We start from the raw sequence: 14408 nt of genomic DNA on the forward strand, positions 1-14408 counted from the left end.
GTCAGATTGCGGTGGATGGGGATGGCCGGGCTGCGGGCTCGGCGCTGGCCAGGGGTTCGACCCGCCAGGCGCCATTGCGCAGCACCAGCTCGCGATCGCAGACGAACTCCTGCTGATCGTGTTCATGTCCGGGCAGTATCTGGACCACGATCTGGCCGGCGGCGCGCAGCGCGCGCACGGCCTGCGCCAGATCGGGCTCGAGACCCCACGGGGCGCGGACCGCGGAACTGGCGGTGGCGGGCGCGAGCAGCCCCGCCAGTTCGCGCAGGTCCAGGCTGAAACCGGTGGCCGGGCGGGCCCGTCCGAATACCCTGCCGACGTCGTCGTAGCGGCCGCCGCGCACGACCGCGTTGGGCCAGCCGCCGCAGTAGACGGCGAAGACCACGCCGGTGTGATAGTTGAAGCTGCGCACGTCGGCCAGGTCGATGCCGATATCCACGCCCGGCAGCGCCTTGGCCAGCGCGGCCAGCATGTCCAGCGCCTGGCTGATGCGGGGCAGCGCCGGCAGCACCGCGCGGGCTTTCTCCAGCACGTCCAGATCGCCATACAGCGTCGGCAGCACCTGCAGCGCCTGGGTGGTGGCCGGCGCCAGATCGGGGCCGAGCGCCGCCAGCCCGGGAACGTCCTTCTCGCGCAGCAGGTTGAAGATCTCGTCGGCGCGGGCGGCGGCGGCCGGGTCGGTTTCCAGCAGCGCGCGCACCACGTCCAGATGGCTGAGATCGATCCGGTAATCGGCCACCCCGGCGCGCCGGACGCTTTCCAGCGCCAGTTGCAGGACTTCGATGTCGGCCTCGGGGCCGGCATGGCCATACAGTTCGGCGCCGATCTGCAGCGGTTCGCGCGTGGCCCACAGGCCGCGCGGCAAGGTGTGCAGCACGCTGCCGCAATAGCACAGGCGGGTGGTGCCGGCCCGATTGAGCAGGTGCGCGTCGATGCGCGTCACCTGGGGCGTCATGTCGGCCCGGATGCCGAGCGAGCGGCCCGACATCTGGTCCACCAGTTTGAAGGTGTGCAGGTCCATATCGCCCCCGCTGGCCGACAGCAGCGAGTCGAGGTATTCCACCAGCGGCGGCATGACGAGCTCATAGCCATAGGTGCGATACAGGTCCAGCAACAAGCGGCGCAATTCTTCTATGCGCCGGGCCTCGGCCGGCAGGATGTCTGCCAGGCTTTCGGGCAACAGCCATTTGCCCATGCGGGGATCTCGCAAACGATTCAATGAAAACGATGGACGAAAAAAAAGCGGCTGCGGGTATGCACACGTGCAAGCCCATCAACCGCTTCTTCCAAGCTTGGGTCGCCGAATTGCACCAACTTGGTGCAATAACTAATTCGGACATACCTCTTGGCTTACACGCTATTGTCCGCTCGAATCACGACAAAATCAAGCTTGCGTGGCGCGGGGCCGACGCATTGTTCACGTTCTTCTATCACGTCATCCAAATGTTTTGCTTACGCCCCATCGTGGGGTGCATTTTAATAACGCGGCAGCCTGGACCGATGGGAAGTGCCGCGGCAGCGGCGGCCCACTGGTTCTTTTTCCCAGCACCCGCAATCGGAGACCGCCGTGCCTTCGCCTTCCCCCGCCCTGCCCGACCTGGACGCCTTCCGTCTCAGGCGTTTCCTGGAATCCCTGGACGAGGCCGCCCTGCTGCGCCAGCCCGAAGCGGCGCTGCGCGACGTCGCCGCCATCCTGGAACGCAGCCCCAAGGCGGTCCTGATCGAACGCCCGGGCGACTCGGACATACCGCTGTGCGGCAACGCCGCCGGTAGCCGTGAACGGCTGGCCCTGGCCTTCGACACCACCTCGGCCGAACTGCCCGCCGAAGTGACCCGCCGGCTGCGCAACCGGCCCGAATTCATCGAAGTGCCGGCCTCCCAGGCCCCCGTGCAGCAGATCGTCCTGCAAGGCGACGAATGCGACCTCACGCAGTTGCCCGTCCACCTGCAACACGGCCTGGACGGCGCCCCCTACATTTCCGCTTCCATTGATTTCACCCGGGATCCGGACACCGGCTGGACCAACGTGGGCGTGCGCCGCCTCATGCTGCGCGGCCGCCGCACCGCCGGGATAGACCTGGTCGCGCCGTCGGACCTGCGCGCGCTGTACCTGAAGGAGTCCGGCCGCGGCCGGCGGATGCCCATCGCCTTCGCCGTCGGCTCGAACCCCATCGACCATATCGCCGCCACCATGCGTATTCCCGGCGACGAACTGGGCCTGCTTTCCAGCCTGCGGGGCGCGCCGCTGCCCGTGGTCAAGTGCGTGACCAACGACCTGATGGTGCCGGCCGACGCGGAATTCATCATCGAAGGCTATCTGGACGAGGCCGGCCACGTCGAGCCCGAAGGCCCCTATGGCGAGTTCCTGGGCTATTACGGCGTGGTCAAGAAAAACCCATTGTTCCACGTGACCGCCATCACGCGCCGGCGCGATGCCGTGTTCCAGACCGCCACCATCAGCGGCCCCAACATGGCCTGGACCGATACCGCGCAACTGAACGCGCTGCGCACCGAAGTGATGATCTGGCGCGCGCTGGAAACCGCGGTGCGGGAAGTCCGCGGCGTCTTCGCCGCGCCGGCCAACGGCGGCATGTTCAACGTACGCATCGCCTTGCAGCAGCGCGTGCCGGGCGAGGCGCGCAACGCCATCGCCGCGGTGTTCGGTTCGCTCTCGAACGTCAAGCACGTGTTCGTGGTCGACCCGGACATCGACATTTTCTCGGACTCGCAGATGGACTGGGCCCTGGGCACGCGGTTCCAGGCGGATCGCGACCTGGTGATCCAGACCGGCATGCGGGCCATGCCGCTGGACCCCTCGCTGAACGGCGCCCGCACCGGGGCCAAGGCCGGCTTCGACCTGACCCTGCCCCTGCTCGCCCCGGGAACGCAGCGCCCCTTGGAATACCGGGTCCCCGCCGCGCCACGCTACGAGGGCGCCCGTTTTGCCTCGATCGAGGCGGCGCTGGAGGACGGCCCCAAGTATTTCGAGGAACTGATGGCCGCGACCGGCACCGACGACGGCCGGGAGATCGTGCGCTGGCTGGAGGATAGCGCCGGCAAGCGCCCCCTGGCCCGGGACGAAGAAGGCCGCTACCACTTCCGCTGATTTTCCACGGCAAACGACGGGGCGGCGGCACGGCCGACCAGCCCCGCACAGGAGACACGCCATGACCCAACCGCTGCACCGGCATCCCGCCGGCCTGGACACCCATCGCCGTACCCTGCTCGCGGCGCTTGCCGCCACGGGCCTGCTGGCCTGGCAGCCGGCATCCGCCCAGGATGCCGCGACCGACTTTCCGACCAAACCCATCCGGATCGTCTCCCCCCACTCGCCCGGCGGACTGGGCGATACCTTCGCCCGCTACATCGCCCAGCAGTTGTCGGCGTCCGTCGGCCAGCCGGTGATCGTGGAAAACCGCCCCGGCGCCAGCCAGACCATCGCCGCCGAAACCGTGGCCAAGGCCGCGCCCGACGGTTATACGCTGCTGATCGCCACGCAAAGCGCCATGGTGTTCAATCCGCTGCTGCGCAAGCAACTGCCCTACGATTCGCAACGGGACTTCACCCCCATCTCCATGCTGTTCGACACCCCGACCTACCTGGTGGTGAACAAGGCTCTGCCGATGCGCACGGTCGCCGACCTCATCGCGGCCGCCAAGGCCTCGCCCGGCAAGTTCACCTATGCTTCGCTGGGCTCCGGCAGCTCGCATCATCTGCTGGCGGAAATGTTCAAGAAACAGGCCGGCGTGGACATCCTGCACGTGCCCTACAAGGGCAGCTCCAATGCCAGCACCGACCTGATCGCCGGCCAGGTCGACATGATGTTCGAAGGCGGCGCCTCGTCCCTGCCCCATGTGCGCGCCGGCAAACTCACTGCCCTGGCCACCTCGGGCGAAAAACGCACCGAGATCATGCCGGATCTGCCCACCGTGAGCGAGACGCTGCCCGGCTTCAGCGCCAACGTCTGGTTCGCCCTGTCCGGGCCGGCCGGCATGCCTGCCCCCGTCGTCGCGAAACTGAACCGCGAAGTCGTCCGCATCCTGAAGCAACCCGCCACGCACGACAAATTCGTCGACCTGGGCGTCGAACTCCTGCCCAGCACCCCCCAGGAAATGGCCGACCGCATCCGCACCGAAATCCCCGAATGGCGCGCCGTCGTCAAAGCCGCCGGCATCACCCCTGAGTAGGGGATCCCCCCCTACGCGCTGACGCGCGCCCCCCAGGGGGCGGCACTGGCGGACCGGAAGGGAAGCCCACCCCCACGCCCTTCGGGCGCCCCCTCAAGGGGGCGATGCGGGTGGACCGGCAAAGCCGGATCCACCGCATCCTGGGGTACCAACGGGCTGGCGGGGACTGGCGTTCTTACCTCTTGCCAGCATAAACAAGAACGGCCTTGCATCAGATGCAAGGCCGCTTTTCTTTCCTGAGCGTCTCCAGACCCAGGGCACAGCGGATCCGGCTCCGCCGGTCCGCCAGTGCCGCCCCCTGGGGGGCGCGCGTCAGCGCGTAGGGGGGGGTCAATTCACAGCCGGCGATTTCATGAAGCGGAAGAAGTCGGAGCTCGGGTCTACCACCAGCATGTCGGACTTCGAGCCGAACGAGCTGCGGTAGGCTTCCAGGCTCTTGTAGAAGCGGTAGAACTCGCGGTCCTGGCCAAAGGCTTGGGCGTAGACGGCGGAGGCCTTGGCGTCGCCCTCGCCCTTGACTTCCTGGGCCTTGCGATAGGCTTCGGCCAGGATGACTTCGCGCTGGCGGTCGGCGTCGGCGCGGATCTTCTCGCCTTCGGCGGCGCCGATGGAGCGCTGCTCGTTGGCCACGCGCTTGCGCTCGGCTTCCATCCGGCGGTAGACCGACTCGGAAATCTCGGGCACGAAGTCCACGCGCTTCAGGCGCACGTCCACGATCTCCACGCCCAGCAGCTTGGCCGCGGCCTCGGTGTTGGTGCGGATCTCCTGCATGATCTTGTCACGCTCCTTGGAGGTGACGTCGTTCACGGTGCGGCGGTTGATCGAGGCGTTCAGGGCATCGCGGATCAGGGCCAGCAGGCGCTCCTGCGCCGCGCGTTCGTTGCCGCCGAAGGTGACGTAATAGGTGCGCGGATTGGAAATGCGCCACTTCACGAAAGCGTCGATCAGCAGGTTCTTCTTTTCCGAGGTCTGCACCCGCTCGCTGTCGGCCGAGTCGATGGTCAGGATGCGCTTGTCGAACTGCTGCACGTTCTGGAACGGCGGCGGCAGCTTGAAATACAAGCCGGGTTCGTCGATGACTTCCTTGATTTCACCCAGGGCGAAGACGACGGCATAGTTGCGTTCGTTGACCACGAACACGCACGACGACAATACGGCCACCCCCACGAGCAGACCGATTACCGCAGGAATCAAACGGTCCATGTCATTCCTTCTTGATTATCTGTTGCGGTCCCGCGAGCGCAGGGCGTCGCGTCCGGCTTCCGGCAGCACGCTGCCGGCCAGCGGCGGCGGCACGTTGACCGACGAGGAACCGCCCGCGGCGGACGGCGAGCGCGCCCCGGCCGCGGATTCCTGCGACACTTGCTGCATCAGCTTGTCCAGCGGCAGGTACAGCAGATTGCTGCCGTTGCGCGTATCGACCAGCACCTTCGAGGTGTTGGTGAAGACCTGCTGCATGGTCTCGAGGTAGAGGCGGTCGCGCGTGACCTGCGGCGCCTTCTTGTACTCGGTCAGCACCTGCGAGAAGCGCGCGGCGTCACCCTCGGCGCTTTCGACGATGCGCTGACGGTAGGCCTCGGCCTCCTGGACCAGGCGCGACGCGGCGCCCGAGGCACGGGGAACCACGTCGTTGGCGTAGGCCTGGCCTTCGTTGATCTGGCGCTCGCGGTCCTGGCCGGCCTTGACCGCATCGTCGAACGCGGCCTGCACCTGCTCGGGCGGCTGGGCGTTCTGGATCGCCACCGTGCTGATCAGCACGCCGGTGCGGTACAAGTCCATGATCTGCTGCATCAGCGCCGCCACTTCCGTGGCGACTTCCGTACGCCCCTCGTACAGCACGAAGTCCATCTTCTTCTTGCCGACGATCTCGCGCATGGCGGTCTCGGCGGCCTGCTTGACGGCTTCGTCCGGGCCACGGTTGTTGAAGAGATAGTCGCGCGCGCCCGTTTCCTTCAGGCGATACTGGACCACGAACTGCATGTCGACGATGTTCTCGTCGTCGGTCAGCATCAGGGACTCCTGCAACACCTTGCTGCGCGAGGTATTGCGGAAGCCCACCTCGATGGTGCGCAGCTGCGAGAGGTTGACGGTCTCGTGGCTCTGGATGGGATACGGCAGGCGCCACTGGAAGCCGGCCCGCGTGGTTTCCTTGTACTTGCCGAACTGCGTGATGACCGCGACCTGCCCTTCCTGCACGATGAAGAAGCCGGAGGCCAGCCACAGCAGGGCCACCACCACCACGACAACCAGCAGGCCGACGCCGGTGCCGCGCGAGGACGGCGAAAAACGGCCACCGCCGTTGTTGCCGCCGCCGGGAGGGCCCGAGGGCTTGCGGCCGAACAGTCCGCTCAGCCGGCGGTTGAAGTCGCGCCACAACTCGTCGAGATCGGGCGGTCCGCCGTTATTGTTGTCCCGTCCGTCGTTCTGCGGACGCCGGGGAGGCTCGTTGCCGGAGCCACCGCCGCTTCCGCGGCCCCAGTTCGAGTCGTTCAGATTGAATATTCGAGTTATCGCAGGCAGACGCATCTTTGTAATAAGCGAAGCGGACGGGCCGAACCCGTCGCCTAGGATCGGGCGTCAGCCGTGGGGCCGACGGACGAAGACAGCGTACGAAAGCGTGGGTCGCTACTATTATTACCTGGGACCACGGGATCTGCTTGTCCGGCCTCGACGATGGCACCCCGCAGTGCATCCAGGCCGGTACGCTCGATCGCGCTGACGAACACTCGCGAGATCGTACCATGCTCGTCGCGCTCGACTCCGGCCTCGTGGCTGCTGCGGTCGATCTTGTTGTAGACCAGGATGCGGGGAATGTCCGCCGCCCCGATTTCTTCCAGGACCTTGTCCACCTCGGCGATCTGTTCGTCGCGCTGGGGGCTGGATGCGTCCACGACATGCAGCAGCAGGTCGGCGTGCACGGTTTCCTCGAGCGTGGCCTTGAACGCGGCGATGAGCGTATGCGGCAGCTCGCGGATGAAACCCACCGTGTCGGACACGACGACCGAGCCCGCCCCTTCGATCCAGATGCGCCGGGTCGTGGTGTCCAGCGTGGCGAAGAGCTGGTCGGCCGCGTAGACGTCGGCGCGGGTAAGCGCGTTGAACAGCGTGGACTTGCCGGCGTTGGTGTAGCCCACCAGCGAGACCGACAGCGCCCCGCCCCGCGCGCGCGAGCGGCGCTGGGTCTGGCGCTGGCGTTCGAGCTTGTCCAGGCGCTCGCGCAGGTAGCGGACCTTGTCGCCGATCATGCGGCGGTCCATTTCCAGCTGCGATTCACCCGGGCCCCGCATGCCTATGCCGCCGCGCTGGCGCTCCAGGTGGGACCACATCCGGGTCAGGCGCGTGGCCAGATGCTGCAGTTGGGCCAGCTCGACCTGGAGCTTGCCCTCGTGGCTATGCGCGCGCAGCGCGAAGATGTCCAGGATGAGCGCGACCCGATCGACCACCCGTATCTTCAGGGCGCGTTCGAGGTTGCGCTGCTGGGCGGGCGTCAGGTTGTGGTTGAACAGGATGATCTCGGCCTGGCCGGCCTCGGCCGCCAGCCCGATTTCTTCCACCTTACCCGACCCCACGAAGAGCGCCGCATCCGGACGCGCCCGTCGGGCAATGATGGTATCGACGATCTGCGCGCCGGCCCCTTTGGCCAGCATGATGAATTCGTCGGTCTGGGCCTGGAACTCGGGCTCGCCGAAATCCACGCTGACGATCAGCGCGCGCATCAGCGGCCCGTGGTTCTGCCCGGTAGGCGTGGTATTAGTCTGCAGCTGCTTCAACCTGGAAATTGACCGGACGCGACGGCACGACGGTCGAAATGGCGTGTTTGTAGACCATTTGCGTCACGGTGTTGCGCAGCAGGACCACGTACTGATCGAAGGATTCGATCTGGCCTTGCAGCTTGATGCCGTTGACGAGGTAAATGGAGACGGGTACGTGCTCTTTACGCAGAACGTTAAGGAACGGGTCTTGTAGCAATTGCCCTTTATTGCTCATTAGTGGGCTCCTGGATGTGTTTTTCTTGGCGGATGCCAACTCTGTTACTGTACCGGGTTTTCCCGAGGGAAACTAGCGAATCTCAAAACTGAGAGAGAGACCGCTTTTTTCCCCAAATCCCATGTGGGGACGCGGTTGCATTCCCACAAGGGCACACCCCGGAAGATACTCGGTTACCCCGCCTTGTCGAGATAAGGATTCCTCGAGTTTCTGAACTCGATCTTCAATGGAGTGCCCTCGAGCCGGAAAGTTTCCCGGAACCGGGTTTCGAGGAACCTGCGATACGAATCGGGAATCTCGTCCAGCGCGCTGCCGTGGACCACGATCAGGGGCGGGTTCTGGCCGCCCTGGTGCGCATAGCGCAGCTTGGGCCGGAAAATGCCCTTGCGCGGCGGCTGCTGCTGCTCGACCGCGGCCTGCAGCGCGCGGGTCAGCTTGGGCGTGGACAGCTTGGCGAAGGCCGCCGCGTGGGCCGACTCGATGGATTTGAGCAGCGGGCCGATGCCCGCGCCGCGCAGCGCCGAAACGGTATGCATTTTGGCGAACGACAGGAAGCGCAGCTTGCGCTCGAACTCGCGCTTGATCTCGTCGCGGCGTTCGCTGTCGGCGCGGTCCCACTTGTTGATAGCCACCACCAGCGCGCGCCCGGTCTCCAGCACGAAGCCGGCGATGTGGGCGTCCTGCTCGGAGATTTCCGCGCTGGCGTCCAGCATCAGCAGCACGACGTTGCTGGCCTCGATCGCCTGCAGCGTCTTGATGACCGAGAATTTCTCGATCGCCTCGAACACCTTGCCGCGCTTGCGCAGCCCGGCGGTGTCGATCAGGGTGTAGCGGCGCCCGCCGCGCTCGAATTCGATCTCGATGGCGTCGCGGGTGGTGCCGGGCTGGTCGAAGGCGATGACCCGCTCTTCGCCCAGCAGCGTGTTCACGAGCGTGGACTTGCCGACGTTCGGGCGGCCGACGATGGCGAGCTTGATGCGGTGGTCGATGGCGTCGACAGGCGAGAAGGCGTCCTCGTCCGTACCGTCGGCGGTTTCGGCGGCTTCGTCTTCGTCCGCCTCGGGCGGGGTTTCGACCAGGCCTTGCAGCGCCTCTTCGATCATGTCCACCACGCCGTCGCCATGGGCCGACGAGATCGCGTGCGGTTCGCCCAGGCCCAGTTCGTAGAACTCGGCCGCGGCGGTGGCGCGCGACATGCCCTCGACCTTGTTGACCGCCAACAGCACCTTGCGGCCGGAACGGCGCAGGCGCTCGGCAATCTCGCGGTCATGGCCGGTCAGGCCCACGCGGCCGTCGGTCAGGAACACGATGGCGTCGGCCTCGTCCACCGCCTGCACGGTCTGCTTGGCCATCTCGGCCATGATGCCGTTCTTGGCCACCGGCTCGAAACCGCCGGTGTCCACGACGATGAAGGGATGATCCCCCACCCTGCCCTCGCCATAGTGGCGATCGCGCGTCAGCCCGGGAAAATCGGCCACGAGCGCGTCGCGCGAGCGGGTCAGCCGGTTGAACAACGTGGATTTGCCCACGTTGGGCCGTCCCACCAGGACGACCACCGGTTTGAAGACTGCGGGTTTCATCGTCGAAAAGCCTTGCTCATTGACCGACATTGATCAGGGTCAGATTACCCCTGGAAGTCTGCACCAGAACCCCACGGTCGGTCGCCACGGGCTGGGAAAGGATGGCGCTGCCGTCGGTGGCGATGCGCGCCAGCAGGGTTCCATCCTCGCGCTGCAGGAAATGCACGTAGCCCTGGTAGTCGCCCAGGGCGATGGCGCGGCCCACCGAGGCCGGCGCGGTCAGGCCGCGGTTCTGCAGAACGTCCTGCTTCCAGATGTTCGCGCCGCTGTCCAGGGCGAAGCCGAAGACCACGCTGCGGTCGTTCGGCGCATAGGCGAAGCGCACGTCGGCGGTCAGGCCCGTCACGCTGGAGAATTCGCGCGACCAGGTGGAATTGCCCGAGCCCACGTCGAAGCAGTTGATGCGCCCCTGGTAGGTGACGGCGCACAACTGGCGGCCCGAGATGACGGGCGCGCCGACCACGTCGGCCACGCGCTCGAGCTCGCTGGCGCCGCTGGGATTGGCGACCGTGCCCTCCCAGCGCACCGCGCCGGTGTTGGTGGCGATGGCGATCAGCTTGCCGCCCGGCAGGCCGGTGAAGATATAGCCGCCGGACAGCAGCATTTCGCCCGGCGCGCGCAGGGCCAGGGCCGGCCCCGGACGCTGCACGCTCCAGCGGCGCTTGCCGCTTTCGGCGTCGTATGCCTGGATGCGATAGTCGCCGCTGCGCACCACCACCAGACCCTCGCCCACCAGGGGCGGAACCGTGATCTCGCTGGAAGCCTGGGCCCGCCACTTGATGGCGCCGGTATCGTCGAAGGCGATCACTTCGCCGCGCGGCGTCGCGACCGCCGTCACGCGGCCGTCGCTGCCCACGCCCGCCGACAGGTCGGCCTTGGCCGACGAGCGCCAGATCTCGGCGCCGGTGGCCAGCGCATACTTGCCGACCGAACCGTTGCCCGTGGCGGCGTAGACGGCGTCGCCGACGACCACGGGTACGAACCCCACGCCGCCCTTGCTGCCCACCGATACCGACCAGCCGCTGCTGACCGGCAGCGTGGCGTTGAAATTCGTGAGCGGGGCCGGCGGATAGCGCGGTTTCTCGCTCGAAAACAGGGAACATCCGCCCAGCGCGAGCACGGCCGCCACCGCGGCGGCACGACGCAGGTGGCGCCAGCCCAGGCGCTCGCCGGTAAAGCCGTTATGCAACGTCATCAAGCGCCTCCCAGGGCATCGAGTTTCAGTTGGATGGACGAGCGCAGGTCGGTCGATGCGTCGAGCTTGGCCAGCGCCTCTTCATAGGCCTTGCGCGCCTCGTCCCGCTTGCCCTGCCCGGCCAGCACGTCGCCACGGCGGTCGGCGTACAAGGCCACGAAGGGTGCGGGCGGCTGCGGCGCCAGCACACCCAGCGCCTCGTCATAGCTTTTCTCGTCCAGCAGCAGGCCCGCCAGCCGCAGGCGCGCCACGGCGGCCAGGGCCTCGTCGCCGCTACGGTCGGCCACCCATTGCAACTGGGCGCGGGCCGAGCGGGTGTCGCCGGCCTTTTCATAGGCATGGGCGGCCAGCAGCGCGGCGCGCGGGGCGTAGCCCGTGCCGGAATACTGTTCCAGGATGGTGCCGGCGGTGTCCTTTACGCGGCTCAGGTCGCCGGCCTCGGCAGCCTTCTCCAGCGCCTCGAACTGGGCCAGCGCGTTCGCGGCCTGGTTGCGCTGGTACCACTGCCAGCCGTTCCAGGCCGCCGCGGCCAGCAGCACGATGGTCGCCACGGCAAGGATGAAGTTTCCGTACTTCGCCCACCATGCCTTGAGGGATTCCAGTTGTTCCTGTTCTTCGATGTCGTAGGCCATTTATGCCCCGGTTGATGTGGTGATCGCAAGAGTTGTGGCGGGCCGGCCGGCGGCCCGCGCGGACTCCGAGAGCCGCAAGATTAACGGATTCGGCGCCGATTCGTATCCAGGCCCGGGCGCACGGCTATTCAGGGCCGCCCGTCCGGACCAGTTCTTCCACCAGGAAAGCCGGCAGCTCGGCCATGGCGACGCGGCGCTGGGCCACGCCCTCGGCCCGCAGCGCCTTGACGCTGGCCGCGCCTTCGGCCAGCTCGTCCTCGCCCAGGATGACGGCGTATTCCGCCCCGCAGCCGTCGGCGCGCTTCATCTGCGACTTGAAGCTGCCGCCGCCGCAGTGCAGGACGACGTCCAGGCCGGCGTCGCGCAGGTCTTCGGCCAGCCGCATCGCCGCGCGCGCGGCGGGCTCGCCCTGGTGCAACACATAGACGTCGCACTCGGGTTGCGGTTCCGCAGGCTGTGCCTGGGACCACAGGTCCAGCAGGCGCTCGACGCCGATGGCAAAACCCACCGCCGGCGTCGGCTTGCCGCCCAGCAGCGAGACCAGGCCGTCGTAGCGGCCACCGCCGCAAACCGTGCCCTGGGCGCCCAGGCGATCGGTCACCCACTCGAACACGGTCAGGTTGTAGTAATCGAGGCCCCGCACCAGCCGGGGGTTCACCCGGTAGGCGATGCCCGCGTCCTCGAGCCGCTGGCGCACGCCGTCGAAATGGGCCAGCGAGGCCTCGCCCAGATAGTCCAGCAGGCGCGGCGCGTTGTCGGCCATTTCCTGCAGCGCGGGGTTCTTGGTATCCAGGACGCGCAGCGGATTCGTATAGAGCCGGCGCTGGCCGTCCTCGTCCAGTTGGTCCTTGAACCCTTCCAGGTAGGTGATCAGGGCCTGCCGGTGCGCCAGGCGCTCCTCGGCGGAGCCCAGGGAATTGATCTCCAGCCGGATGTCCGCCAGCCCCAGGATCTTCCAGAGTCGTGCCAGCATGAGGATCAGCTCGACGTCGACGTCCGGGCCGGCGAAGCCCAGGGCTTCCACGTCGATCTGGTGGAACTGGCGGTAGCGGCCGCGCTGCGGACGCTCGTGGCGGAACACGGGCCCGATCGCGAACACGCGCTGGGGCCGGTCGTAGGTCAGGTTGTGCTCGATCGTGGCGCGCACCATGCCTGCGGTGAACTCGGGGCGCATCGTCAGCGACTCGCCGTTCAGCGAATCGGTGAAGCTGTACATCTCTTTCTCGACGATATCGGTGACTTCGCCGATCCCGCGCGTGAACAGCCGGGTCTGCTCCAGCACCGGCGTGCGCAGGTTGCGGTAGCCGTAGCTGCGCAGCCATTCGCGCACCAGCGATTCCAGCCGCTCCCACTGGCCCGAATCGGCCGGCAGGATGTCGTTCATGCCGCGGATCGCGGTCACTTTCTTGAAGCTATTCATTTAGGTCCCCCCCCTACGCGCTTCGCGCGCCCCCTGGGGGGGCGGCACTGGCGGACCGGCGGAGCCGGATCCGCTGCGCCCTGGAGTGGCGTCCAGGGCCTGTTAGGGGTGTAAAGGTTATCTCTTGCTGTAGCGGTTCTCGACGTAAGCTTCCACTAGGGCCTGGAACTCCCGGGCGATGTGCTCGCCCTTGAGCGTGACCGAGCGCTGGCCGTCGATGAAGACCGGCGCGACCGGCTGCTCGCCCGTGCCGGGCAGGCTGATGCCGATGTCCGCGAACTTGCTTTCGCCCGGGCCGTTTACCACGCAGCCCATTACCGCGACGTGCAGGTTCTCGGCCCCCGGATACTTCAGGCGCCAGACGGGCATCTGCGCCCGCAGGTAGCTCTGGATGTCGGCCGCCAGTTCCTGGAACACCGTGCTGCTGGTACGGCCGCAGCCCGGACAGGCGACGACCACCGGCGCGAACGCGCGCAGCCCCAGGCTTTGCAGGATTTCCTGCGCCACCACTACCTCGCGGGCACGGTCGCCGTTGGGCTCGGGCGTGAGCGACACGCGTATCGTGTCGCCGATGCCCTCCTGCAGCAGGATGCCCATCGCGGCGGTCGAGGCCACGATGCCCTTGCTGCCCATGCCCGCCTCGGTCAGCCCCAGGTGCAGCGGGTAGTCGCAGCGGCGGGAGATGTCGCGGTAGACCGCGATCAGGTCCTGGGCGTTGCTGACCTTGCACGACAGGATGATGCGGTCGCCCGGCAGCCCCAGTTCCTCGGCGCGCCGGGCATTGTCGATCGCCGACACCACCAGCGCGTCGCGCATGACGGACTGGGCGTCCCAGGGCCGCGCCCGCCGACCGTTCTCGTCCATCATGCGGGCCAGCAGGTCCTGGTCCAGGCTGCCCCAGTTCACGCCTATGCGCACCGGCTTCCCGTGGCGGCAGGCCACCTCGATCATCTGCGCGAAATTGTCGTCGCGCTTCTTCCCGGCACCCATGTTGCCGGGGTTGATGCGGTACTTGGACAGCGCCTGCGCGCACTCCGGGTACTGGGTCAGCAGCTTGTGGCCGTTGTAGTGGAAGTCGCCCACCAGCGGCGCCTCGACGCCCATGCGGTCGAGCTGCTCGCGTATCGCGGGCACCTCGCGGGCGGCCTCGGCCGTATTCACGGTGATCCGCACGACCTCGGAGCCGGCCAGGGCCAGTTCCTTGACCTGGATCGCGGTGGCGATGGCATCGGCCGTGTCCGTGTTGGTCATGGACTGGACCATGACCGGCGCATCGCCGCCAACGGCGACCGACTTGCCGCCCCATTCGATGCGCACCTGGCGCGTGGGCCGGCGGACCGCCGGGCCGGCGGGGAACGGCTCGGCCTCGGAAACGTTGGCGGTCGTGGACGGGCTAGGATTCATGAT

12 protein-coding genes are annotated in these 14408 nt (G+C 67.2%); 2 read left to right on the plus strand and 10 right to left on the minus strand.

What is annotated here, in order from left to right:
- Position 1 precedes the first annotated feature (1 nt).
- Positions 2-1195 carry an ATP phosphoribosyltransferase regulatory subunit gene (locus EV675_RS18260; protein WP_130358626.1) on the minus strand — a complete coding sequence of 398 codons (1194 nt, stop codon included), beginning with the start codon at positions 1193-1195 and terminating at the stop codon, positions 2-4.
- A 372-nt stretch (positions 1196-1567) separates the two neighbouring features.
- Between EV675_RS18260 and EV675_RS18265 the strand changes: the two genes are divergently transcribed.
- Both EV675_RS18265 and EV675_RS18270 read left to right on the plus strand, forming a co-directional pair.
- Positions 1568-3106, plus strand: coding sequence for a UbiD family decarboxylase (locus tag EV675_RS18265; protein ID WP_242621492.1), 1539 nt, complete (start codon positions 1568-1570; stop codon positions 3104-3106).
- Positions 3107-3167: 61 nt separating this feature from the next.
- The gene (locus tag EV675_RS18270; protein WP_130358628.1) at positions 3168-4187 is read left to right on the plus strand and encodes a Bug family tripartite tricarboxylate transporter substrate binding protein; all 1020 of its coding nucleotides are present in this window, start codon (positions 3168-3170) and stop codon (positions 4185-4187) included.
- Positions 4188-4517: 330 nt separating this feature from the next.
- Here the strand turns inward: EV675_RS18270 and hflC are convergent, their stop codons facing one another.
- The 9 genes from hflC to ispG form a co-directional block, all read right to left on the minus strand.
- A complete protein-coding gene (hflC, locus tag EV675_RS18275; protein ID WP_130358629.1) occupies positions 4518-5390 on the minus strand; it encodes a protease modulator HflC in 873 nt (290 codons plus the stop codon).
- A gap of 15 nt (positions 5391-5405) precedes the next feature.
- Complete coding sequence (hflK, locus tag EV675_RS18280) at positions 5406-6707, minus strand: FtsH protease activity modulator HflK (protein ID WP_130360200.1); 1302 nt, start codon at positions 6705-6707, stop codon at positions 5406-5408.
- 44 nt (positions 6708-6751) lie between these two features.
- Positions 6752-7903, minus strand: coding sequence for a GTPase HflX (gene hflX / locus EV675_RS18285; protein WP_130358630.1), 1152 nt, complete (start codon positions 7901-7903; stop codon positions 6752-6754).
- A gap of 34 nt (positions 7904-7937) precedes the next feature.
- The gene (hfq, locus tag EV675_RS18290; RefSeq protein WP_087780232.1) at positions 7938-8174 is read right to left on the minus strand and encodes an RNA chaperone Hfq; all 237 of its coding nucleotides are present in this window, start codon (positions 8172-8174) and stop codon (positions 7938-7940) included.
- Positions 8175-8347: 173 nt separating this feature from the next.
- Positions 8348-9754: a ribosome biogenesis GTPase Der gene (der, locus tag EV675_RS18295; RefSeq protein ID WP_130358631.1), complete on the minus strand. Its 1407-nt coding sequence runs from the start codon at positions 9752-9754 to the stop codon at positions 8348-8350.
- Positions 9755-9770: 16 nt separating this feature from the next.
- Positions 9771-10949, minus strand: coding sequence for an outer membrane protein assembly factor BamB (gene bamB, locus EV675_RS18300; RefSeq protein ID WP_130358632.1), 1179 nt, complete (start codon positions 10947-10949; stop codon positions 9771-9773).
- Positions 10949-11581: a YfgM family protein gene (locus EV675_RS18305; RefSeq protein WP_130358633.1), complete on the minus strand. Its 633-nt coding sequence runs from the start codon at positions 11579-11581 to the stop codon at positions 10949-10951. Before EV675_RS18305 ends, bamB begins: the two co-directional genes overlap by 1 nt.
- Positions 11582-11705: 124 nt before the next feature.
- Positions 11706-13001, minus strand: a complete 1296-nt coding sequence (hisS, locus tag EV675_RS18310; RefSeq protein ID WP_130358634.1) for a histidine--tRNA ligase — start codon at positions 12999-13001, stop codon at positions 11706-11708.
- Between the two features lie 117 nt (positions 13002-13118).
- Entirely contained in the window at positions 13119-14405 is a 1287-nt protein-coding gene (ispG, locus tag EV675_RS18315) for a flavodoxin-dependent (E)-4-hydroxy-3-methylbut-2-enyl-diphosphate synthase (RefSeq protein ID WP_130358635.1), read from the minus strand.
- Positions 14406-14408: the final 3 nt, after the last annotated feature.

It is taken from the genome of Pigmentiphaga kullae (assembly GCF_004216695.1).
Classification (GTDB): Bacteria; Pseudomonadota; Gammaproteobacteria; order Burkholderiales; family Burkholderiaceae_B; genus Pigmentiphaga; species Pigmentiphaga kullae.